Origin of the sequence: Enteroscipio rubneri (assembly GCF_963929405.1) — a bacterium.
Lineage (GTDB): Bacteria > Actinomycetota > Coriobacteriia > Coriobacteriales > Eggerthellaceae > Enteroscipio > Enteroscipio rubneri.
Genome location: NZ_CAWVIN010000001.1, coordinates 1 through 21,508 on the forward strand (window position 1 = coordinate 1; position 21,508 = coordinate 21,508).

A 21,508-nucleotide genomic window follows, 5' to 3' on the forward strand; every position below is an offset into this window, starting at 1 on the left:
ACGCGCTATCTCAGAGTTGTTCGAGATTCGTGAAAATGAAGGCTGCAACGCCGCGTGCATCGCCAAAGCGATGAACATCGATAAGAGCTACCTGAGCCGCATCATCGCAGCGCATGAGAAAAGCGGCTACCTCGTCAAAACGGCATCCAGCGTTGACAAGCGTTCGTACGAGTTGCACCTGACCGACAAAGGCTCCAGACGGGCGGAGGAGTTCGTCAAGATGTCCAACGAGGATGTAGCAAGGATTCTCGCCCCGTTGGCCCCTGACGAGCGAGCGCGCGTGGCAGACGCTTTGAATACGATAATAGAACTGCTCGGCAAAGGAGACGATGTACAATGAAGATAATCCCCTATTCTCCCGAATACAGAGACGAGTTCGTCGAGTTGAACCGGGCTTGGATATCGAAAATGTTCGTCATGGAGCCCGAAGATGAACGAGAGTTGAGCAACATCGAAGGATACATCCAGGCTGGTGGACAGATATTCTTTGCGCTCGATGACGACGGTGCCGTTATGGCTTGCTGCATGATCGGCCCTCGGGAGGATGGCGATTGGGAGATCATGAAGTTCGCTGCTAAGGGGATGTACACCGGAACCGGAGCGGGGAGTGCCTGCTTGAGAGCGTGCATCGATTACGCCCGGGAAAGAGGGGTCGACAGGGTTATTATCGTGACCAATACGAATTGTGTGCAGGCAATCCATTTGTATAGGAAGTTCGGTTTCGTGGAAATGCCCGTGGACAAGGAGAAGTTTCCCTTCGATCGAGCGAACATCGCATTCGAGCGTCGTTTCTAGCCCGTCAGGCGTCCTTGCGGAGGTGCACCATGTCTCGGAGTTGGATGCCGTCTTCGAATAAGGGATGGTCTCGTTGCGGTGCGAGGTGTGGGAGCTGCGTCGCTTGTGCTCGACGACCCGCCCTCACGCGCTTTCCAGTATAACCCCCCCGGGGGGGGGGTTAATGCGGGCTTTCGGATGGCCCCTATGCGCGCTTCTTGCGGAACTTGGCGGCGGCCAAGACGAAGAAGAGCGCGATGAATCCCCAGATCATAGCAAGGTCGAAGCCGACGCTGGCGAAATCGGCGCCGCGCAGCATGATGGCGCGCAGCGCGTCCACGCCGTAGGTGATGGGGAAGCATTGGCTGAGCACCTGCATCCACTCCGGCGCGCTTGCGAGGTCGAACAGCCCTGACAGCAGGATCTGCGGGACCACGAACAGCAGCATGAGCTGGATGACTTGGAACCCACTTTTGGCTAGGCCCGACACCAGCAGCCCCAGCGTGACCGAGGCGAGTGCCATCGACACCACCACGAACGCGACGAGCCAGACGGGTCCCTCGTTGGGGAAGCCGATGAACGCGAGCGCGATGAACAGGACGACCGCGGCCTGCGCGAGCGCCAGCAGGCCGAAGCCCGCGGTGTAGCCGCCGAGGATCTGCGCCGGCTTCACGGGCGTGGCCAGAAAGCGCGTCATGGTGCCCGCTCCGCGCTCGTTCACGAGCGACATGCCGCTGGTCAGGAACACGAAAGCGAACACGAAGATGCCGATGAACACGGGGCCGTAGAAGTCGAACATCTTCCAATCCTCGGTGCCGTGGAGATACGTCGTCTCGACGTCCTGCACGGGAAGGTGGGCCGCCATGTCGAAGTCGAGGCCGTCGAGCTTTTCAGCCAGCGGGCTTGCGGCGGCTCCCTGGACTGCAAGTGCCTCCTCGATGGCCGCCTTTCGCTCCTCGACGTCGGCTTCCATCTCGTCGGCCGCTTCCTGCTGCGCCTCGCTCAGCGCTTTCGCCACGACGTTCGCCGCTGCGGCCGTCTTCGCGGAGTCGCTCCCCTCGGCCCACAGCTCCAGCGTGGCGTCGTCGCGCATTCGCAGCACGGCGTCGGCTTCGTTCGCGCGCAGCAGGCGCTCGGCTTCGGCCTCGGTGGTGTCGACGATGCGGGCGTCCTGGCCTTCGAGCGCTGTTTGGAAGCTGGCCGGCAGGTCCACGGTGGCCAGCCGCGGCTCGTAGGCGTCGGAGCCCAGCAGCACCGACAGCAGCCACAGCACCACGATAGGAGCCACGAACAGCAGGGCGAGCGTGCGCTTGTCGTGCGCGAACTGCGACAGGACGCGCCGCGCGATGGCGAAAGCGTTACGCATGGGAGGCCTCCTTTCGCTCGCCGCCAGCCAACGCGAGGAACGCGTCCTCTAGGTTCTCGGCGCCGGTCTGCGCGAGCAGCGCGGACGGCGTGTCGTAGGCGATGACGCGTCCGTTGCGCAGCATCGCGACATCGTCGCACTGGAGGGCCTCGTCCATGATGTGCGTGGTCACGAGCAGCGTGACGCCTCCGGCGGCGAGCTCGCGGAAGCGCTCCCAGATGCGCCGACGGTGCTCGGGATCGAGGCCTACCGTAGGCTTGTCCAGCACGAGCAGGTCGGGGCGGTGCAGCATGGCCACGCCCAGCGACAGACGTCGCTTCATGCCGCCCGAGAACGCTCCCACCAGCCTGTTTCGATCGGAGTCGAGCCGCGTGAAGGCCAGCATGTCGTCGATGGCATCGGCCAGCTCGGGCGCGCGCAAGCCGTTGAGCGTGCCGAAGAAGCGCAGGTTCTCCACGGCGGTCACGTCCTCGTACAGCGCCGTGTCCTGCGGCATGAAGCCGATGCGTCGGCGTGCCGTGGGGTAGGGCGCCTGCTCGCCCAGCACCTGCACGGTGCCTGCGGTGGGAACCAGGATGCCCATGACGAGGTTGACCATCGTGGTCTTGCCGCAACCCGACGGCCCTAGCAGGCAGACGATGCGTCCTGCTGGAACGTCGAGATTCACCTGGTCGAGCACTGTCTTTCGCCCATCGCCTAGCGGTGTTTTGCGCCCGAAGCGCATGGTCGCGTCGGAGAACGCTATCATCGGCTGCTCGTGTTCCATGAAGGGTCCTTTGCGGTCGTTTGTCCGTTTCTGCTATCATAAATCAAACAGGTTGTTGGAAAAAAGGAACAAGGGCGGAAGGCCTGTCGGATTATCGCGCCGCCGCACGTCGGAAAGGGGCGCCCATGGCCCGACCTCGCAAGGATTCGCCCGGCCCTTCGGCGGAGGAGCGCCTGCAGAAAGCGTTCTGGGAACTCATCGAAGAGCAGCCGCTCGAGCGCATGACGGTGGGCGACCTGACGGCGCGCGCGGGATGCAACCGCGGCACCTTCTACTATTATTACGATGATATGTACGAGATGCTCGACGTCATGATCGACCGGAACCTGCCTAAGCAGCTGCCGTCGTTCCTGTTGCAGCATTTCACGGGCGAAGCCCCGTCGGCGGATCACGATCGAGAGCTCGCGATGGCCCTGCGCACGTTCCAACCCATGATCGACCGGCTGTGCCTGCTGCTGGCGAACGCGTCGTCTGCCCTTGTCGCTCGGCGCGTGAAAGGAGCCATCATGGAGTTGTGGGCGGCAGAGCTCGGCGCGGGCGCCGAAGCCGCGCTCGCGGGCGACGCTCGCATCGTGCTCGAGTTCGTGGTCAACGGCATCCTCGGGCTCATGGCGTATCGGGCTGAAACGGGGATGCGCATATCCGTCGAGGAGATCGCGCGCGTTCTGGTTCCCGCGTTGCCCGACGCCCTCGCGCCTATACTCAGGCGCATCGTGGAGGCCGACGCGTCCCTGCCTGAGTTCGTCGGCGTTACAGCCGCTTCGCGAAGCAGATGAGGCGGTTCGCTTCCTCGAACCCCGCGTGGAGGTGAAACGCCAGGCTGGCCGCGTTGTCCAACTCGCAGTCGCTGGCGAATTCGGTGCAGCCGCGCTCCTTCGCCCACGCTTCGCAGGCGCGCAGCAGCTCGCGCGCGTGCCCCCGATGCCGGCGCGCCTCGTCGACGTAGATGCCCTCCAAGTACCCGACGGGGCTCGAGGACGTGCCTTCCACGTAGTCACGGCGCAGCTGGCACTGGGCGAAGCCGCAGGCGTCGCCCTCGTCGTGGCAGTCATCGCCGAACAGCAGGAACACCGCCGCCTCGTCGCCCTCGATCAACTCGGAGAACTCCGGCTCCAGGTCGGCGGGCGCGTGCTCGGGCCACAGGCGGGAGGCGAGCCGGGCTGCGGCTGCCAGGTCGGACGGCTGCGCTTCGCGAATCATGGGTGCCTCGCTTTCGACGTGCGCCGCACGGGCGCGGCAACAAGGGTATGATGGTCGTCGTCGGATACGGTAGCAGAAACGCAGGTGACTTGTCTTGGATGGTTCGGTGCTGGTGCAGGGGTTCACCATGGGGCTTGCGTACGTCGCGCCCATCGATATCGGGTGATCGGGCTGCAACGGCCTGCCAACGAATGCGCGGCGTCGCACGCCTGCGCGTCACGTGCCCGCGGGCCGTTCGCTAGGATGGGCGGCATTGTTCCCTGGTCGTTTTGATCGGGCCCGATCGGCTCCGGTCGGAAAGGACGCTGCCATGCTCACCATCGGATGCCATCTCTCGGACAAGGACGGATACCTTGGCATGGCCAAGGCCGCCGTGTCCATCGGGGCCAACACATTCCAGTTCTTCACGCGCAACCCGCGCGGCGGTGCGCAGAAGGCGCTCGACCCGCAGGATATCGCCGCGTTCGAGGACTATGCGCCCGAACACGGCATCGAGGTCATCCTGGGATATGCGCCCTACACGGCGAACCCGGCCAGCGCCGACCAGCGCGAGCACGATTTCACGATGATGGTGCTGGCCGAAGACCTCGCGCGCATGGCCGAGACGCCGCAAGCGATGTACACGCTGCAACCTGGCAGCGCGCTCGGCAAGCCGGTGGACGAAGCACTGGCAAGGGTTGCCGCAGCGCTCAACGACGTGATCACGCCGTCGCAGGAGACGCTCGTGCTCGTGCAGACCATGGCGGGCGAGGGCACGCAGGTGGGCAGCACGTTCGAGCAGCTGGCGCGTATCCTCGACCAGGTTAAGTTCGACGACCACGCGGGCGTGCTCTTCGACGCCTGCCGCGCGTGGGGCGCCGGCTACGACCTCGCCGGCGACCTCGACGGCGTGGTGGAGGAGTTCGACCGCGTCATCGGCCTCGACCGGTTGCGCGCCATCCACCTCAACGACTCGAAGGACGCTCTCGGCTCTCACAAGGACCGCCATGCGCCTATCGGCGAGGGCGAGATCGGCTTCGACGCCCTGGCGGCGCTCGCGAACCATCCGAAACTGCGCGACGTGCCGTTCTACCTGGAGGTGCCCGACGCGACGCTCAAGGAGTACGGCGAGGCCATAGAGAAGTTCCAGAAGGCCCGCGCCTCGGCCTGAGCTCGCCGCTCCATATGCTACTATAAGCGTCACGATTAAACCACCGGAAAGGATGCGGCCAATGTTCACCATCGGATGCCACCTCTCGAGCGCCAAGGGCTACCTCCACATGGCGAAGGACGCCGTGTCCATCGATGCCAACACGTTCCAGTTCTTCACGCGCAACCCGCGCGGCGGGCGGGCGAAGGCCATCGACCCGAAGGACGTGGCGGCGTATGCGGCCTACGCGCCGGAGCACGGCATCACGCGCATTCTGGCGCACGCGCCCTACACGCTGAACCCCGCGTCCGACAAGCAGCAGACGCGCGACTTCGCGCTCATGGTGCTGGCCGAGGACCTGGGGCGCATGGAGGAGACGCCGCACCAGCTGTACAACATGCACCCCGGCAGCGCCACGGGCCAGACGCACGAGGCGGCCATCGCGAAGATCGCCGACGCGCTCAACCAGTCGCTTCTGCCGCACCAGACCACCACGTTGCTGCTCGAGACGATGGCGGGGAAGGGCAGCGAGGTGGGCGGCACGTTCGAGGAGCTGGCGGCCATCATCGCGCAGGTTGACCTGGCCGACCACGTGGGCGTGTGCCTCGACACGTGCCATGTGTGGGATGCGGGCTACGACATCGCAGGCGACCTCGACGGCGTGGTGGAGGAGTTCGACTGCGTCATCGGCCTCGACCGGTTGCGCGCCATCCACCTCAACGACTCCCAGAACGCGCGCGGCTCGCGCAAGGACCGCCACGCGCGCATCGGCGAGGGGCAGATCGGCCTCGAGGCGCTCGCCGCCGTCACGAACCATCCGAAGCTGCGGGACCTGCCGTTCTACCTGGAAACCCCCAACCCCGAGCTGTCCGGCTTTGCCGAGGAGATAGCGCTTCTGCGCGAGATGCATGTGGGGTAGAGGCTTGGAAGCGTTTTAAACCTTTCTCGGGCGAATGCTCGCATCGTCGCATGCGTGTGCGAGATCCGCTGCTGTTCGGGCGGTGCCCGCTCATGCGCTGTCAAGCGAAACTCACGTTCGCGTATTTTTTCAGAGAAACCCTCTTGACCCTCCCCGTGCAGGAGGCTGTTGAATGCGATGAGAAGGAGGTGAGAACCATGTTCTACATAGGAGAGTTCTCGAAGATGGGCAAGACCACCGTCAAGACGCTGCACCACTACGACCACATCGGGCTTTTGCGTCCCGCCGCCGTGGACGGCGCGACGGGCTACCGCCTGTACACCACGTCCCAGCTCGTCGACCTGCACCGCATCCAAGCGCTGCGGCAGGCGGGCCTATCGGTGGACGAGGTAGCCGCCATCGAGGACGGCGCCGACCCGCGTCCCATCCTCTCACGGCGCCGTGAGCTCGTCGAACGGGAACTCGCCGCGCGCCAGGAACGCCTCGCGCGCATCGCATTCATGCTCTCAGACGAAGGAAAGGGGTTTTCCATGAACCACCAAGCCACCATCAAGGATCTGCCCAGCTGCATTGTGTTCTCCAAAACCATGACCGTGCCCGACTTCTCCGCGTACTTCGAGGTGATCCCCGCCCTCGGCCGCGCCGTGAAGGCGGCGAACCCGAACCTCAAATGCGCCACGCCCGAATACTGCTTCATCACCTACCTCGACGGCGAGTACAAGGAGCGCGACATCACCATCAAGTACAGCGAGGCCGTGGAGGAGTACGGCGTGGAGTCGGACGGCATCGTGTTCGAGGAGGCGCCGGCCGTCACCGTCGCGTCCGTGATGCACCGCGGCCCCTACGCCGATCTGCCGCGCGCCTACGCGTTCGCGATGAACTGGATCGAGCAGAACGGCTACCGTGTGTCCGACCTCGCCCGCGAGAGCTACATCGACGGCATCTGGAACTGCGCCGACGAGTCCCAGTGGCTCACCGAGATCCAGGTTCCGGTGGAGAAGAGGTAGCGTGCGGCTGATCGGGGGGGGGTGCGTCGCCCCCCGATCAGCTAGTCTTCGAGGATCCCGAACCCGTAGTGCCGACGGGGTGCCTACCTCCTATTTCATCAGCATCTTCAGCAGCCTCATCTTCGTATCGTCGAAGGGCGGGTTGCGGATGGGCAGCTCCAGCCAGGTGCCTTTCTTGAGCGTCGATTTGTAGTGCGTGAAGCAGTCGAATCCCGCTTTGCCATGGTAGGCGCCCATACCGGAGTTGCCCACGCCGCCGAAGCCCATGTGGTTGTTCGCCAGGTGGATCACCACGTCGTTCACCGTGGCGCCGCCGAAGGGCAGACGGGTGAGCACACGGTGCTGCACCTGCTTGTCGTCGGAGAACACGTAGCAGGCGAGCGGCTTCTCGAAGGTGCGCACGATGTCGAAGGCCTGGTCAAGCGAGCGGTACGTGAGTACGGGCAGCACGGGTCCGAAGATTTCCTCGCCCATGACGGGGTCGTCGAGCGTCACGCCCCGCAGGCACGTGGGCTCGATGCGCAGCGTCTCGGGGTCGCCGTGGCCGCCGAACGCCACTGTCGCGTCCGGGTTACGGTTCTCGATGAGCCCCATAACGCGCTCGAAGTGGCGCTGCGAGATCATGTGCGGCCACTGCTCGCACGCCAGGATGTCCTGCCCGTAGTACTGATGGAAGCACGCGTCGAGCTGCGACACGAAGTCGTCCACGACGTTCTCATGCACGAGGAAGTAGTCGGGAGCCACGCACGTCTGCCCTGAGTTGATGCCCTTGCCCCAGGCCACGCGCTGCGCCGCGCGCTTCACGTTGGCGGTCTCGTCCACGATGCAGGGGCTCTTCCCGCCCAACTCCAGCGTGACGCGCGTGAGGAACCGTGCGCCGGCCTGCATCACGGCGTGGCCGACGCGCGGGCTGCCGGTGAAGAACAGCTTGTCCCAGCGAACGTCGAGCAGCCAATCGTTCATATCGCTCGAACCGGGGAATCCGAAAACGTATTCGGGGGGAAACAGGCTGGCTACCATCTCCAGCAGGAACCCGCTCGTGGCAACGGATGTTCGCGAGGGTTTGAGCGCGACGCAGTTGCCGGCGGCGATGGCATCCACCATCGGCACGAGCGCAAGCTGAACGGGGTAGTTCCACGGCGAGAGCACGAGGGCCACGCCGAGCGGGCTGGGGTAGACCTTCGACGTGGAGCGAAAATGCACGATGGGCGTGCGTACGCGACGGGGGCGCGCCCATCGACCGAGATGCTTCAGGCACGTATTGATCTCCTCGTATACGAGGCCGAGTTCGGTGGCGTAGCCTTCGAACGACGACTTTCCCAGATCTTCGGCGAGTGCGTCGAGCGCGCGCTGCTCGTTCGCTTTGAGGTAGGCCTTCAGCTTCACGAGGGCCTGACGGCGGTAGTCGATCTGCATCGTGGCGCCCGTCGCGAAGAAATCTCGCATGCGCTGCGCCTGGGCTTCGACGTCGGCGATGCTTTCAAAGGTGGAGGAGGTGGTCATGATCTCGCCTTTCTATCAGTCCGCATGCGCTACCGAGCAGACGCGCCGAACGCCGCATCCAGTATTTCCAGGGCGTCTTCCAGGGTGATCTCGGTTACGTTGTACAGCGCGGCGCCGTCATAGCGGGCCTGCTTGGCCACGGCGGGCAGCTGATCGCGCGCAACGCCCAGCTCGGACAGCGTAAGCGGCACGCCGTAGCGCTCGTGGTACAGGTCGTTCAGCGAGAACAGGTGCTCGCTGAACGCGCGGTCTCGCTCTTCGCCAGATGCGTCCGGACTCAGGCCTGCCGCGCGGGCGGGTGCGAGGTGCGGCAGCAGCTCGCCGTAGAGCCCTTTGTGGATGCCGCGCTTCACGTTGAATGCCACGCAGTGGGGAAGGAGCATCATCATGGCCTGGCCGTGCGGGATGTGGCAGAGGCCGCCGAGCGAGTGCCCGAGCGCATGCACGATGCCCACCATGGCGTTGCTGAACGCCGCCCCCGCCATGAGCGATCCGAGCGCGAGGCTCGTGCGCGCATCGACGTTCGCGCCGTCGCGGCAGGCCGTGGGCAGGTTGGCCGCGATGAGCTCGATGGCCTTCACCGCGAACGCGTCGGACACGGGGTTCTTCTGGATGGACGTGTACGCCTCCACGGCGTGCGTGAGCGCGTCCATACCGGTGGTGGCCGTGAGCTTGGGCGGCAGCGACGCCGTGAGCGCCGGATCGAGGATGGCCGTGTGTGGCACCAGCTTGTAGGAGGTGAACGAGAGCTTCGCATGCTTCTTCGTGTCGGCCACCACGGCCACGAGCGTCACCTCGCTGCCGGTGCCGGCCGTCGTGGGCACGGCGACGAGTGGCGGCAGGTCGGCGTGGAGGATCTCGGAGCCCTGCAACGTGGCGAAGTCCACGCCCTCGCAGGCGAGCGAGGCGGCCGCGCCCTTCGTAGTGTCGATGACCGAGCCGCCTCCGATGGCTACGAACCCGTCGCAGCCGCGCTCGGCGTAGAGGCGCGCCACCTCGTTCACCACGTCCATGGACGAGTCGGGCGGCACCTGGTCGAACACCTCGTAGGCCACGCCGGCCGCGTCCAGCACGTCGGTGAGCTTGGCGGCCACGCCCAGCTTCACCAAGCCCGCGTCCGTCATGACCAGCGGGTGTGCCACGCCGCGGTCCGCCAGTTCGTCGGGCAGCTTGTCGAGCGCATGCGCTCCGCAGACGATCTTGGTGGGGCAGCAGAATTCGAAAGCGTTCACCGGGTTGTTCCTTTCTCGATAAGGCTCAGCTTCGCGGGGCGGCGACGGCGCCGCGACGGTACGCCGCGCGCCAGCCGAAGAAAATTTTCAGCAGCGCTGTGAACAGATAGGTGAGGGCCACGCCCATGTCGTTTGGGCCGCGCGTGGAGAACGCGCGCTGGGCGAGGGCATCTTTGAGCGTCATGTTGCCCGAGAAGCACGCGAATGCATACGCGAGGGAGCGGAACGCGATGACGTAGTCGATGGTGACGGCGTCGCCCGACGTGGTCAACCCGCTCCCCGGCTCCACATCGTAGGCTACGATATCGGGCGGCACGCGCCTGAACGTGCCGCGAGCGGTTCGTTCGCAGAAGGCCGCCAGATTCGTGCCGTTTACGGCCAGCATGAACGTGCAGCCGGAGGTTACGTAGCCGATCTCCGCCCGAATGCTCGGCGACACATGTCTGAACAGGTTGACCAAGTGCGGAAGAAGGCGCAAGAGTACGCGCACGTAGAGCGTTTGGAAGCGATGGGCTGCGCCGAGCGGGCGGGTCGAAGGTTCGGACATGGCATGCTCCTTGCGTACGAGATAACGGCAGTATGATAGCGCTGCGACGATCCGACGACGTGAAAGCGCGCGGTAAAAGCAGACGGCGCTTCGACGTGCGGGCATGGTCGGCAGGCGATCGGAGTGCGCGGGGAGTACGGAGCAGGGATGCGCGTACACCAAACGGTGTAATTCCATGACGCGAAGATGACAATTGAGCACAGGGCCAGCAGATCAAAAGTCGCCGTGATACAGTTGCGCCATCAATTTCGAGCAGTGATCCGATCATAGACCACCACGATTCCAAGGAGCGTGAACCACATGACCGATATGCACGGAACCAATCCCGGCGGCAGTCCTGTGCCCCCGCCGAGCGATGAGCATGCTCAGCATACGACGCAGCCGGACCAACAGACGTACGGGCAGCAGCCATACTATCAGCAGCCGCATCCGGCGGGTGCCGTCACGGTGCAGAAGAAATCGCACGGGCTGCGCACGTTCCTGCTCGCGTTCTGCGGCGCCGCGCTCGCGTGCGTGATCGGTCTCGGCGGCTTCGCCGTGTGGCAGTCTGTGTCAGGCGCCTCGAATGGCGGCGGCAACGATTCGGGCGGATCATCCACCCAGCTTGGCTCGTCCACGTCGAGTTCGATTGACGCCAAAGACGCTCAAGCCGATCAAACGCTGGCCGAAGCGGTGGCGAGCAAGTCCCTGCCGTCCGTTGCCGCTATCGACGTGTATGCGAACCAGTCCAGCATGTCGGGCATGTACGGCTTCGGAGCAGGCAACGGATCCGGCTCCGACACGCTTACGCAATCGTCGCTCGGCAGCGGCGTCGTGCTCACCGACGACGGCTACATCATCACGAACTACCATGTCATATCCGGCGGCGACGCCTTCAAGGTGACTATCGAAGGCGACACCTACGACGCGGAGGTTGTAGGCAGCGATCCCAGCTCCGACATCGCGGTCATCAAGGCCAAGGATGCGAGCGGCCTCAAGGCCATCGAGATCGGCAACTCCGACGACCTCGTCATCGGAGAATGGGTCATGACCATCGGCAGCCCGTTCGGCCTCGAGCAGTCCGTGGCCACCGGCATCGTGTCGGCTACGAGCCGCTCGCAGATCATGGATGCCGGCACCGACGAATACGGTCAGAGCTCCGGCGAGACCACTATCTACCCGAACATGATCCAGACTGACGCAGCCATCAACCCCGGCAACTCGGGCGGTGCGCTCGTCGACGCAGACGGCAAGCTCATCGGCATCAACACGCTGATCACGTCCTACTCCGGCAACTACTCCGGCGTCGGCTTCGCCATTCCGGTGAACTACGCGGTGAATCTCGCGCAGCAGATCATCGATGGCAAGACACCGACCCACGCGCAGCTCGGCGTGTCCCTGTCCACGGTGAACGCCCAGAACGCCCAGCGCTACGGCCTGGCCGCTGACAGCGGCGCGTACGTCGCAGCCGTGAGCGAGGGTTCCGGCGCAGCCCAGGCCGGCATCCAGGTCGGCGACATCATTACGAAGTTCGACGGCCAGAACGTGGAATCCGCAAGCGACCTCATGCTGGATGTTCGTTCCAAGAACCCCGGCGACAAGGTGACGCTCGACGTCAACCGCAACGGCGAGACCAAGCAGGTCGAGGTCACGCTCGGCTCCGACGAGAGCGCGCAGAGCGCCTCCACTCAGCAGAACAGCGGTAATGGGTCGATGCTCGAGCGCCTGTTCGGCGGTGGAGCATCGAACGATAAGGCGGCGTAAGCGCGCGACCGCATCGGTTCAGCACGCAACGCGAAGGCCCTGGATCATGCGTCCGGGGCCTTCGTTCGCTTCGGATCCGTCACGATCGATGGCGTCATGAGCATGGAGCAGCGCAGCGTCTGGTCATTGCGTGGAATGACCGAAAAGGGAGGCCGAGGGCGAGCCGCCTTTTCCATTTTTCGGGTAAGATGATCGGCGCAAGAACGAAGCGATCGTCGAAGGGGTTGGTCGGATGTCAGAAGACTGCCGGTACAAGCGCGTGCTGCTCAAGCTGTCGGGAGAAGCGCTGGCGGGTGATGTGGGCTATGGCATCGATCCGAAGGTGGTCGACGATCTGGCCGATCAGATCGCCGAGATCGTGCGCGGTGGCGTGCAGCTGGCAGTCGTCGTGGGCGGCGGCAACATTTTCCGCGGTCTGGCCGGAAGCGCCGAAGGCATGGATCGTGCGCAGGCCGATTACATCGGCATGCTGGCAACTGTTATGAATGCGCTGGCTCTTCAGGACGCTTTCGAGCGCCACGGCGTCTTCTCCCGCGTGCAGAGTGCCATCAACATGCAGGAAGTGTCCGAGCCCTACATCCGGCGTCGCGCTATCCGCCATATGGAGAAGGGGCGCGTCGTCATTCTGGCCGCCGGCACCGGCAACCCCTATTTCACCACCGACACGACGGCCGCCCTGCGCGCCTGCGAACTCGATGTCGACGTGCTCATGAAGGCCACGAAAGTCGACGGGGTATACGACAGCGATCCCGAGAAGAACCCGAACGCCAAGCGGTTCGACCGCATCAGCTACATGGACGTGCTTTCGAAGAGCCTTAACGTCATGGACTCTACTGCGACATCGCTGTGCATGGACAACAATGTTCCTATGATCGTGTTCGATCTGACCGTGAAGGGCAACATTTCACGCGCTTTGAAGGGCGAAAACGTCGGAACCACGGTAGAATAGGGTCGTCGGCTCGCGTCCCCGGGGCGGGCGCAAGGCAGGGTCTAGGGCGAAAGGAATCGGAATGATCGACGATATTATGCTGCAGGCCGAAGAACGCATGCAGGGCGCGCTCCACTCGCTGGGCAACAACTTTTCTTCCGTGCGCACGGGACGTGCGAACGCCATGGTGCTCGATCGCATCAGAGTGGATTACTACGGCGTGCCCACGCCAGTGAACCAGATGGCAGGCATCAAGACGCCGGATGCGCACATGCTGGTCATCGAGCCGTGGGACAAGGGCGTGCTCGGCGCAATCGAGCAGGCCATCCTTGCGAGCGACTTGGGCGTGACGCCGTCCAACGACGGATCCGTCATTCGTCTCCCGTTCCCTACGCTCACCGAGGAACGCCGTCGTGATCTGGTAAAGCAGTGCAAGGGCTACGCCGAGGAGGCGCGCGTCGCCGTTCGCAAGGCGCGCCAGGAGGCTAATGCTGCCATCGAGCGCGCAGTCAAAGAGGACAGCCTTCCCGAGGACGATGAGCGTCGTGCCCAGTCCGAGGTGCAGAAGCTCACGGACAAGTACGTGGCCGAAATAGACGAGGCTTTCAAGAAGAAGGAAGCCGAAGTCATGGAGATCTAGGGGTTCTGCGGGCCTCCGGCCCGCGGAATTGCTCGACGCTGCGAAGCGTCGGGGCTTCCCATCTCGCGGCGAAGGCGATAGCTCGCGTACCGAAGTACGCTTCGCCATCGCCTTCGCCGCGATCTGGGGCACCGCGGCGCTTCTCGCTGACTTACTGCGCCGACCTGCAACTGCAAGATCAACCTGGGTGCTCGACGTGCGACCTGAAAGCAGTGCTTCCTTGAACAAGCCGCTCGACTACATATTCCCGAACCCTCCCGCCGGCCTTGATCCGACGCGGCTCGACCCTGCGGCGGTGCCCGAGCACGTAGCCGTCATCATGGATGGCAACGGTCGCTGGGCCAAAGAGCGCGGCAAGAACCGCCTGTTCGGCCACAAGGCCGGCATTGAAGCGGTGCGCGAGACCATCCGGTGCGCGTCCGACGTGGGCGTGCGCTACCTGACCATCTACTCGTTCTCGTCCGAGAACTGGAAGCGGCCCCAAGACGAGGTCATCGGCCTCATGAACCTGTTTGCCACCACGATGCTCGCCGAGGTGGACGGCCTGCACGAGGAGCACGTGCGCGTGATGACCATCGGGCGCACCGACGAGCTGCCGAAGAAGACGCGCGACGCGTTCGCGGAGGCGTGGGAGAAGACGAAGGACAACGACGGCATGACGCTCGTGGTGGCCGTGAACTACGGCGGCCGCGTGGAGATGCTGGACGCCATGCGCTCGCTCATGGACGAGGCCCATGCCGCGGTGCGTGCCGGCCGCGCGCCCGAGGAGCTGACCGAGGAGTCGTTCGCCCGCCACCTGTACACCGCGGACATTCCCGACCCCGACCTGCTCATCCGCACGAGCGGTGAGATGCGCGTGTCGAACTTCCTGCTGTGGCAGATCGCCTATTCCGAGTTCGTGTGCACCGACGTGCTGTGGCCCGACTTCGACCGCTACGAGCTCCTGCGAGCGCTCTTGGAGTTCCAGGGGCGCGACCGCCGGTTCGGGGCGGTGAAGTAAGTGGCTCAGCGGCCCTCACGTCATCCCAAGCGAAGGCCGCAGGTCGGCGGTGAAGGGTCCCGCTCTGCACCGGTCGAGGATCCCGCTGCGGGCGATGATCCCAAGCGCACGGGGCGCATCAAGGATTTCGCCTACGAGAAAACGCCTAAGAAGCTGAAGAACGCCACCGACTTGCAGGTGCGCTTTCGCACGGGCTTCGTGTACGTTGCCCTGTCGGTGCTGTGCATTCTTGTCAGCGATTGGACTACGGTGGCGTTCCTCGTGGTTACGGCCGGCATCACGGCCGGTGAGTTCTACTACATGCTGCGGTCCGACGCGAAGCTGCCCAACGAGATGCTCGGCATCATCGCGGCCATGCTGTATCCGCTCAGCGTGTTCCTCTTAGGGCTGGACGGCGCACTGTACGTGAGCCTCGCGCTGCTGCTGGCGCTCATCATGTGGTACGTGTTCTGGATGCGGGCACGCGTCCCCGACGTGGGCGTGAGCTTCTTCGGCGCCGCGTACTGCGGCATGCTGCTGTCGGGCCTTGTCGTTGTTCGCACGGCGCTGCCCCAGCCGTGGGGCGGGGTGCTGGCGCTCGGCATCTTCTTCAGCGTGTGGGCGAACGATTCGTTCGCGTATCTCGTGGGCAGCAAGTTCGGCAAGCATAAGCTGGCGCCGCGCACGAGTCCGAAGAAGAGCTGGGAGGGCTTCATCGCCGGGCTCGTCGGGTCGGCGGCGTTCTGGTGCCTGATGACCCTCATCCCGGGCGTGACGATGTCCATTCCGCAGGCGCTGCTGTTCGGTTTGATCAGCGGGCTTATGGGCGTGCTCGGCGATTTGGCCGAAAGCCGCATCAAGCGCAACTCGGGCTTCAAGGACTCCGGCACCATCATGCCGGGTCACGGCGGGCTGCTCGATCGTTGCGACTCGCTGTTTTTGGTGGCCGTCACCTCGGCCATCCTGCTGCTCGGCTTCGGCTGCATACCGTATCCGGTTCCGCTGGTCTGACGGAATGCGATGCTGCTGCGGCTGTCCTCGTCGACGTAAGGACGACTTGTTGAACGTGCGTATATGTAGGAGGCGCGCATGAGGCGCATCGTTGTGTTGGGCTCCACGGGTTCCATCGGCACGCAGACGCTCGACGTGGCGCGCCGCCATTCCGACAAGCTGAAGGTGGTGGGACTCGCCGTGAACGCGCGGGCCGACGACCTGTTGACGCAGGCGCGGGCGTTCGGTGTGCGCCACCTCGCGGTGGGCGATACGCGCCTGGCGGGCGAGCCGATTGCCGACGACCTGTTGGCGCAGGCGCGCAGCGGCGCGGCACCGGTCGCGGATGCGCCGTCGTCGCTGGCCCAGGCTGTGGCGCGTCGCAACGCGGGCGGGGAGGGGTCGCTCGGGTTCGGTGCCGACGCGGTGGTCGGACTCGTGCGCCTCCCCGAGGCCGACATCGTGGTGAACGCGCTCGTGGGCGCCGCCGGCCTCCGTGCCAGCTACGAGACGCTTGCGGCGGGCAAGGTGCTCGCGCTGGCGAACAAGGAGTCGCTCGTGGTGGGCGGCGACCTCATCATGCCGTTGGCCGCCCAGGTCGATGCGCAGCGCCGTGCGGCCGGCTTTGCTCCCGATGCCGGCCCGGCCGGCGCCCTCATGCCTATTGATTCGGAGCACGGGGCCATCTACCAGTGCCTGATCGGCGAAGATGCGCGGGAGGCGAGCCGCCTGTGGGTGACCGCTTCCGGCGGTCCGTTCCGCGGGCGCACACGCGACGATCTTCGGGACATCACGCCGGCCCAAGCGCTTGCACACCCGACATGGAACATGGGGGCGAAGATATCCATTGATTCCTCGACGTTGATGAACAAGGGACTCGAGGTCATCGAGGCACACCATCTGTTCGCCATGCCCTATGACAAGATCACTGTGGTCGTGCAGCCGCAGAGCGCTATCCACTCCATGGTGGAGTTCGCCGATGGCAGCGTGAAAGCGCACCTGGGCACAACCGATATGCGCATTCCCATCCAGTATGCGCTCAGCTACCCCGAGCGTTGGGACGCGCCGGTTGCGCCCCTCGATTTCCGTGCGCTCGGTTCGCTCGAGTTCGCTGCACCGGACGAGGATACGTTCCGCTGTCTGGCGCTTGCACGCCATGCGGGTGCGGAAGGCGGGACGCTGCCGTGCGTCATGAACGCCGCAAACGAGGTTGCCGTTGCGGCGTTTCTTGCCGAAGAGGGCAGCTATCTGGGTATCGCGGCATGCGTGGAGGCCGTCATGGAGGCGCATGAGCGCGAGGGCGTTCAGCGCGTGGAGAGCCTCGACCAGCTTGAACAGATCGACGGTTGGGCCCGTTCATGCGCCCGCGCTTGGATTGCCGATCATTGAGGCGCGTTGGCTCCGGGCGTATGTCGGCGCGTCTGCCCTTCGTTGTGGAGCGCGCCCTTTGGCTGCGGGGCCTTGGCGCAACGATCCAGTGTGGCGGTTTCGTCTCCCACTTGTAGGTTTTTCCCGAACGCCGGTTCGCGCCTGACGGCCTTCCGTATAATGGCGCCATGCGCGCTGCGAACGCGTGCGGGACATGTTTTCCTCGCATTCGAAAGGATACGAGTATATGGATATCGTTTTGATGATTCTCTGCGCTACGGCGGTGCTCGGCTTCCTCGTGTTCATCCACGAGGGCGGCCACTACCTGGCGTCGCGTGCGTTCGGCGTGCGCGTGACCGAGTTCATGCTCGGTTTGCCCGGCCCGTCCATCGGCTTCACAAAGTGGGGAACCAAATTCGGCGTGACGCCCATTCTGTTGGGCGGGTATGCGAAGGTGTGCGGCATGGAGCCCGGCGAGATGAGTCCGCACCTCGAGGCGGCGCTCGCATCCCTGCACCGACGCGGCACCGCGAATATGGAGGACGTAGCGCGTGACTGCGGCATCACCGATGATGAGGCGTACGAGGCTCTCGAAGAGCTGGTCGAGTGGGGAAGCGCGACAGGACCCACGAAGAAAGATCAGTTCAACACGTATCGGGCTCCAGCATTCCAGCCAAGCAGAAGGCAGATCAAGGCCGCGCAGGATGCGGGCGAGCCCTTGCCCGAACCATACGCGCTCGGTCAGGCGCGTTCCGTAGCGGATCCGCATGCCCTGTTCGAGAGCGAGTACAAGCAGCAGTACCGCAGCTTGCCGTTCTGGAAGCGCTCGGTCATTCTCGTGGCGGGCGTGGGCGTGAACCTTCTGTTCGCCATCCTAGTGTTCGTGGTGCTGTACTCGGTGCTTGGCTTCGACGTGCAGAACCCGGAGACGGGCGAGATTGCCCATATGGCTTTGGATCCTGTGCGTTCCGTCGAGATGGGCTTCATGTACATTGGCATGGTCGTGCAGGCGGTGGCGGGGCTGTTCAATCCTGCCACGGCGGCCGAGACGGTGTCGAATTCAGCGTCCATCGTGGGCATCGCCGTGATGTCGAAGGATGCGGCCATGCTCGGTTTCGAGAGCTTTCTACTGTTCACAGCAATGATCTCGGTGTCGCTCGGCATCATGAATCTGTTGCCCATCCCGCCGCTTGACGGCGGGCGCTTCGTCATCGAGGTGTTCCAGAAGCTGTCGCGCAAGATGGTGTCCATGAGGGCGCTGAACTATCTGTCGGCGGCGGGCATGGTGCTGTTCCTCGGCTTTTTTCTCGTCATGGTCAACCAGGACATCCAAAGGTTCGTATTCGGCAACTGGTAAAGCTTCGGCATTCCGCAGCCGCTGCATTCCAGGCGAGCTGACGGCAGGTTCGTTGCGGGCCGTTCCGCCGCGCCGCCGTTCGGACGCGCTTCTGCCCGAGTTCGCGTTCGGACGTTTTTGGGGCAGACTTCGTGAACAGAGTTCGGTGCGGGCCGTTTCGGCGGTACAATAGTCCGGCATGCGCTTCAAGTGCATGTCAGACGAACCGAACGGGGAGCCGCAATGGGCAAGCCAAACGAACATACTCGCCAGGTCATGGTGGGCGATGTGCCGCTGGGAGGCGGCGCGCCTGTTGTCGTGCAGTCCATGCTCAATGCGCCCGCTGACGATGCGGCTGCCAATCTCGCGCAGATTGAGGAGCTTGACGCTGCAGGCTGCGAGATCGTGCGCATGGCCATTCCGCACCGGCGCGATATCGACGTCTTCGCCCAGGTCTGTTCCGCGTCGCCCTTGCCCGTGGTGGCCGATATCCACTTCGACGCGCACATCGCCGTGGAGGCTGCTCGCCGCGGGGCCGCGAAACTGCGTATTAACCCCGGCAATATCGGAGGCCTCGACAAGACGCGCGCCGTGCTCGATGCGGCGGGCGAGGCGGGCATTCCGATCCGTATTGGCGTGAACGCCGGATCGCTCGATGGGGCGCTTGCCGCGCGCGACGATCTGACGCTACCGCAGAAGCTGGCGCGGTCGGCCGCCGACTACGTGCGCTTCTGCGAGGACGAAGGCTTCCGCGATCTTGTCGTGAGCGCGAAGGCGCACGACGTCATGACCACGGTGCGCACCTACCGCCTACTCGCCGAGGAGCTGCCGCACGTGCCTTTGCACATCGGCGTCACGGAGGCGGGCACGGCCTTCCAGGGGGCCATCAAGAGCGCCTGCGGCCTTGGGATTCTGCTTGAGGAGGGTATCGGCGACACGCTGCGCATCTCGCTCACGGACGATCCCGTGCAGGAGATTCGCGCGTGCTGGACGCTGCTTGCGTCGCTCGACCTGCGTCGACGAGCCCCCGAACTGGTTAGCTGTCCGACGTGCGGGCGTTGCCAGGTGGATCTCATCGGGTTGGCCCGGGAGGTGGAAGATCGCATCGCGCATCTCGACAAGCCGCTCAAAGTGGCGGTGATGGGGTGTGTGGTTAACGGCCCGGGTGAAGCTGCCGACGCCGATATAGGCGTGGCTTGCGGTGCGGGTTCGGGCGTGGTGTTTGTGCAGGGAACCGTCGTTCGCAAGGTGGGGGAGACCGCCATTGCGGACGCTTTGATGGAGGAGATAGGAAGGCTATGACGAACGCGACCAATATCATGCGCATGAGCGAGCTGTACGTGCCCACGCTCAAGGAGGATCCTGCCGATGCCGAGATTGCCAGTCACCGTCTGCTTTTGCGCGCTGGCATGATCCGCAAGACGGCGTCGGGGGTGTACACCTTTCTGCCGCTCGGCAAACGGGTCCTCGCCAAGGTGGAAAATATCGTTCGCGAGGAGATGGACGCCATCGGCGCGCAGGAGATCATGATGCCGGCGCTTCAGCCGGCGGAGCTTTGGTACGAGTCGGGTCGCTGGAACGACTACGGGCCCGAGCTTATGCGCCTTGCCGATCGCCATGGCCACGAATTCTGCCTCGGGCCCACCCATGAGGAGCTGCTCACCGCTACGATGCGCAACGAGCTGCGCTCTTACAAGGAGCTGCCGCTTGCGCTCTACCAGATTCAGGTGAAGTTCCGAGACGAGATTCGCCCGCGCTTCGGTCTTCTGCGCAGCCGCGAGTTCATCATGAAGGACGCCTACAGCTTCCATGCCGACCAGGAGTCGCTCCAGAAGACCTACGACGACATGAGCGCCGCCTACGAGCGTATCTGCAAGCGCATGGGCCTTGACTTCCGTCCGGTCGAAGCCGATTCGGGCCAGATTGGCGGCAGCGTGACCTGCGAGTACATGGCGCTCGCCGAAGCGGGCGAGGCGGAGCTTGTGCACTGCGCGTGCGGCTATGCGGCCAATGCCGAGGCTGGCGACTGCCTAGCGCGCCCGACCGTCTACGATGTGTCGAAGATGGAGAAGATCGCCACGCCTGACGTGCACACCATAGCCGAGCTGGCCGCATTCCTCGACATTCCCGAGTCGTCCACCGTCAAAGCGCTGTCCGGAAAGAACGCCGAAGGCCAGCTCGTCGTCTTGTTCGTTCCTGGCGACCACGACCTCAACGAGCTGAAAGCCGCTCGCGCAGCCGGTGGTTTCGAGCTGCTCACGGATGAGGACATGGAGGCCTTCGGGCTGCATAAGGGCTCGATGGGACCCGTGGGCCTGCCGCAGGAGGCTCGCGTGATCGCTGCGCGCAGCTTGCAGGCGGTTCCCAAGTGGGTGGTCGGAGCCAACGAGGAGGGATTCCACTATGTAGGCGCCCGTCTGGGCGAGGATTTCGATGTGGATGAGTGGGCGGATCTCTGCACCGTCCAGCCGGGCGACAGCTGTCCGGAGTGCGGGCTGCCGCTCGAAGGCGCTCGTGGTATCGAGGTCTCGCAGGTGTTCCAACTTGGCGACAAGTACTCGCGCGCGATGGGTGCCACGTTCATGGATGAGGACGGCGAGGAGCGACCGTTCCTTATGGGCTGCTACGGTGTGGGCATCTCGCGTTCGATGGCTGCCATCGTCGAACAGCACAACGACGAGAACGGCATTTCCTGGCCGCTGCCCGTCGCGCCGGCGCACGTGTGCGTCGTGCCGCTCGTCGTAGGGGACGACTTCGTGCATCCGGCTGCGGAGAAGCTGGCGGCGGAGCTGTCGAAACTGGGTCTAGAAGTGGTCATCGACGATCGCAAAGAGCGCGCGGGCGTGAAGTTCGCCGACGCCGATCTGATCGGCTGGCCGTTGCAGGTGATCGTCGGCAAGCGCAGCTTGTCCGAGGGCAAGGTGGAAATCAAGCGCCGCAGCACCGGCGCTCGACGCGACATCGATCTCGTCGCGCTGCGGGACGGCCTCGCTTTCACGCTGCGCAACGCGAAAACCTGGGGCAACGAGCTGAGCCTGTTCGGCCAGCTGTTCGAATAGGAAGACATCAAGCCGGTACCTG

General features: G+C 64.4%; 21 protein-coding genes. 15 read left to right on the plus strand and 6 right to left on the minus strand.

Translation table 11 applies throughout. From position 1 onward, the window contains the following. The coding region (locus tag ABGT83_RS00005; protein WP_346685353.1) for a MarR family winged helix-turn-helix transcriptional regulator at positions 1-340 on the plus strand (340 nt) is incomplete at its 5' end. After that, positions 337-795 carry a GNAT family N-acetyltransferase gene (locus ABGT83_RS00010; RefSeq protein WP_346685355.1) on the plus strand — a complete coding sequence of 153 codons (459 nt, stop codon included), beginning with the start codon at positions 337-339 and terminating at the stop codon, positions 793-795. The genes ABGT83_RS00005 and ABGT83_RS00010, both read left to right, overlap by 4 nt. A gap of 184 nt (positions 796-979) precedes the next feature. Here ABGT83_RS00010 and ABGT83_RS00015 read toward each other — a convergent pair whose 3' ends face one another. After that, on the minus strand, positions 980-2,140 hold the full coding sequence (locus ABGT83_RS00015) for an ABC transporter permease (RefSeq protein WP_346685357.1): 1,161 nt from the start codon (positions 2,138-2,140) through the stop codon (positions 980-982). After that, the gene (locus ABGT83_RS00020) at positions 2,133-2,906 is read right to left on the minus strand and encodes an ABC transporter ATP-binding protein (RefSeq protein WP_346685359.1); all 774 of its coding nucleotides are present in this window, start codon (positions 2,904-2,906) and stop codon (positions 2,133-2,135) included. Before ABGT83_RS00020 ends, ABGT83_RS00015 begins: the two co-directional genes overlap by 8 nt. A 125-nt stretch (positions 2,907-3,031) precedes the next feature. On the opposite strand from ABGT83_RS00020, the gene ABGT83_RS00025 reads away from it, so the two are divergent. Continuing rightward, positions 3,032-3,682: a TetR family transcriptional regulator gene (locus ABGT83_RS00025; RefSeq protein WP_346685361.1), complete on the plus strand. Its 651-nt coding sequence runs from the start codon at positions 3,032-3,034 to the stop codon at positions 3,680-3,682. On the opposite strand, the gene aac(6') is transcribed toward ABGT83_RS00025, so the two are convergent. Then, the gene (gene aac(6'), locus ABGT83_RS00030; protein ID WP_346685362.1) at positions 3,657-4,106 is read right to left on the minus strand and encodes an aminoglycoside 6'-N-acetyltransferase; all 450 of its coding nucleotides are present in this window, start codon (positions 4,104-4,106) and stop codon (positions 3,657-3,659) included. The two genes, ABGT83_RS00025 and aac(6'), sit on opposite strands and share 26 nt — an antisense overlap. Positions 4,107-4,416: 310 nt before the next feature. Between aac(6') and ABGT83_RS00035 the strand changes: the two genes are divergently transcribed. From ABGT83_RS00035 to ABGT83_RS00045, 3 genes are all read left to right on the plus strand, one after another. Beyond that, positions 4,417-5,256, plus strand: coding sequence for a deoxyribonuclease IV (locus ABGT83_RS00035; protein ID WP_346685363.1), 840 nt, complete (start codon positions 4,417-4,419; stop codon positions 5,254-5,256). Positions 5,257-5,317: 61 nt separating this feature from the next. Further along, positions 5,318-6,154, plus strand: a complete 837-nt coding sequence (locus ABGT83_RS00040; RefSeq protein WP_346685365.1) for a deoxyribonuclease IV — start codon at positions 5,318-5,320, stop codon at positions 6,152-6,154. Positions 6,155-6,351: 197 nt separating this feature from the next. Continuing rightward, positions 6,352-7,161: a MerR family transcriptional regulator gene (locus ABGT83_RS00045; RefSeq protein ID WP_346685367.1), complete on the plus strand. Its 810-nt coding sequence runs from the start codon at positions 6,352-6,354 to the stop codon at positions 7,159-7,161. A gap of 90 nt (positions 7,162-7,251) precedes the next feature. On the opposite strand, the gene ABGT83_RS00050 is transcribed toward ABGT83_RS00045, so the two are convergent. From ABGT83_RS00050 to ABGT83_RS00060, 3 genes are read right to left on the minus strand one after another with little or no spacing between them, the layout of a single operon-like run. Further along, positions 7,252-8,664 carry an aldehyde dehydrogenase gene (locus ABGT83_RS00050; protein WP_346685369.1) on the minus strand — a complete coding sequence of 471 codons (1,413 nt, stop codon included), beginning with the start codon at positions 8,662-8,664 and terminating at the stop codon, positions 7,252-7,254. A gap of 29 nt (positions 8,665-8,693) precedes the next feature. Then, positions 8,694-9,896 (minus strand): iron-containing alcohol dehydrogenase, encoded by a 1,203-nt coding sequence (locus ABGT83_RS00055; RefSeq protein ID WP_346685371.1) that lies wholly within the window; start codon positions 9,894-9,896, stop codon positions 8,694-8,696. 25 nt (positions 9,897-9,921) lie between these two features. Beyond that, positions 9,922-10,443 (minus strand): D-alanyl-D-alanine carboxypeptidase, encoded by a 522-nt coding sequence (locus ABGT83_RS00060; protein WP_346685373.1) that lies wholly within the window; start codon positions 10,441-10,443, stop codon positions 9,922-9,924. 300 nt (positions 10,444-10,743) lie between these two features. On the opposite strand from ABGT83_RS00060, the gene ABGT83_RS00065 reads away from it, so the two are divergent. The 9 genes from ABGT83_RS00065 to ABGT83_RS00105 all read left to right on the plus strand — a co-directional run bounded on the left by ABGT83_RS00065 (position 10,744) and on the right by ABGT83_RS00105 (position 21,486). Then, positions 10,744-12,186, plus strand: coding sequence for a S1C family serine protease (locus ABGT83_RS00065; RefSeq protein ID WP_103264047.1), 1,443 nt, complete (start codon positions 10,744-10,746; stop codon positions 12,184-12,186). Positions 12,187-12,418: 232 nt separating this feature from the next. Next, positions 12,419-13,135 carry a UMP kinase gene (pyrH, locus tag ABGT83_RS00070; RefSeq protein WP_346685375.1) on the plus strand — a complete coding sequence of 239 codons (717 nt, stop codon included), beginning with the start codon at positions 12,419-12,421 and terminating at the stop codon, positions 13,133-13,135. A gap of 61 nt (positions 13,136-13,196) precedes the next feature. Beyond that, the gene (gene frr / locus ABGT83_RS00075; RefSeq protein ID WP_103264049.1) at positions 13,197-13,754 is read left to right on the plus strand and encodes a ribosome recycling factor; all 558 of its coding nucleotides are present in this window, start codon (positions 13,197-13,199) and stop codon (positions 13,752-13,754) included. A 220-nt stretch (positions 13,755-13,974) separates the two neighbouring features. Further along, complete coding sequence (locus ABGT83_RS00080) at positions 13,975-14,754, plus strand: isoprenyl transferase (protein WP_346685377.1); 780 nt, start codon at positions 13,975-13,977, stop codon at positions 14,752-14,754. A 117-nt stretch (positions 14,755-14,871) separates the two neighbouring features. Further along, a complete protein-coding gene (locus ABGT83_RS00085; RefSeq protein WP_103264247.1) occupies positions 14,872-15,744 on the plus strand; it encodes a phosphatidate cytidylyltransferase in 873 nt (290 codons plus the stop codon). Positions 15,745-15,822: 78 nt separating this feature from the next. After that, on the plus strand, positions 15,823-17,112 hold the full coding sequence (gene dxr, locus ABGT83_RS00090) for a 1-deoxy-D-xylulose-5-phosphate reductoisomerase (RefSeq protein WP_346685379.1): 1,290 nt from the start codon (positions 15,823-15,825) through the stop codon (positions 17,110-17,112). Positions 17,113-17,338: 226 nt separating this feature from the next. Next, positions 17,339-18,448, plus strand: coding sequence for a site-2 protease family protein (locus ABGT83_RS00095; RefSeq protein WP_103264051.1), 1,110 nt, complete (start codon positions 17,339-17,341; stop codon positions 18,446-18,448). Positions 18,449-18,670: 222 nt separating this feature from the next. After that, positions 18,671-19,729, plus strand: a complete 1,059-nt coding sequence (gene ispG / locus ABGT83_RS00100) for a flavodoxin-dependent (E)-4-hydroxy-3-methylbut-2-enyl-diphosphate synthase (RefSeq protein WP_346685381.1) — start codon at positions 18,671-18,673, stop codon at positions 19,727-19,729. Continuing rightward, on the plus strand, positions 19,726-21,486 hold the full coding sequence (locus ABGT83_RS00105; RefSeq protein ID WP_346685383.1) for a proline--tRNA ligase: 1,761 nt from the start codon (positions 19,726-19,728) through the stop codon (positions 21,484-21,486). The genes ispG and ABGT83_RS00105 overlap by 4 nt, the downstream gene beginning before the upstream one ends. Positions 21,487-21,508: the final 22 nt, after the last annotated feature.

Bases quoted from the DNA above. Each gene is read 5' to 3' on its own strand.
- ABGT83_RS00010 (WP_346685355.1), top strand. From the start codon at position 337: ATGAAGATAATCCCCTATTCTCCCGAATACAGAGACGAGTTCGTCGAG.
- ABGT83_RS00015 (WP_346685357.1), bottom strand. From the start codon at position 2,140: ATGCGTAACGCTTTCGCCATCGCGCGGCGCGTCCTGTCGCAGTTCGCG.
- ABGT83_RS00020 (WP_346685359.1), bottom strand. From the start codon at position 2,906: ATGGAACACGAGCAGCCGATGATAGCGTTCTCCGACGCGACCATGCGC.
- ABGT83_RS00025 (WP_346685361.1), top strand. From the start codon at position 3,032: ATGGCCCGACCTCGCAAGGATTCGCCCGGCCCTTCGGCGGAGGAGCGC.
- ABGT83_RS00035 (WP_346685363.1), top strand. From the start codon at position 4,417: ATGCTCACCATCGGATGCCATCTCTCGGACAAGGACGGATACCTTGGC.
- ABGT83_RS00040 (WP_346685365.1), top strand. From the start codon at position 5,318: ATGTTCACCATCGGATGCCACCTCTCGAGCGCCAAGGGCTACCTCCAC.
- ABGT83_RS00045 (WP_346685367.1), top strand. From the start codon at position 6,352: ATGTTCTACATAGGAGAGTTCTCGAAGATGGGCAAGACCACCGTCAAG.
- ABGT83_RS00050 (WP_346685369.1), bottom strand. From the start codon at position 8,664: ATGACCACCTCCTCCACCTTTGAAAGCATCGCCGACGTCGAAGCCCAG.
- ABGT83_RS00060 (WP_346685373.1), bottom strand. From the start codon at position 10,443: ATGTCCGAACCTTCGACCCGCCCGCTCGGCGCAGCCCATCGCTTCCAA.
- ABGT83_RS00065 (WP_103264047.1), top strand. From the start codon at position 10,744: ATGACCGATATGCACGGAACCAATCCCGGCGGCAGTCCTGTGCCCCCG.
- pyrH (WP_346685375.1), top strand. From the start codon at position 12,419: ATGTCAGAAGACTGCCGGTACAAGCGCGTGCTGCTCAAGCTGTCGGGA.
- frr (WP_103264049.1), top strand. From the start codon at position 13,197: ATGATCGACGATATTATGCTGCAGGCCGAAGAACGCATGCAGGGCGCG.
- dxr (WP_346685379.1), top strand. From the start codon at position 15,823: ATGAGGCGCATCGTTGTGTTGGGCTCCACGGGTTCCATCGGCACGCAG.
- ABGT83_RS00095 (WP_103264051.1), top strand. From the start codon at position 17,339: ATGGATATCGTTTTGATGATTCTCTGCGCTACGGCGGTGCTCGGCTTC.
- ispG (WP_346685381.1), top strand. From the start codon at position 18,671: ATGGGCAAGCCAAACGAACATACTCGCCAGGTCATGGTGGGCGATGTG.
- ABGT83_RS00105 (WP_346685383.1), top strand. From the start codon at position 19,726: ATGACGAACGCGACCAATATCATGCGCATGAGCGAGCTGTACGTGCCC.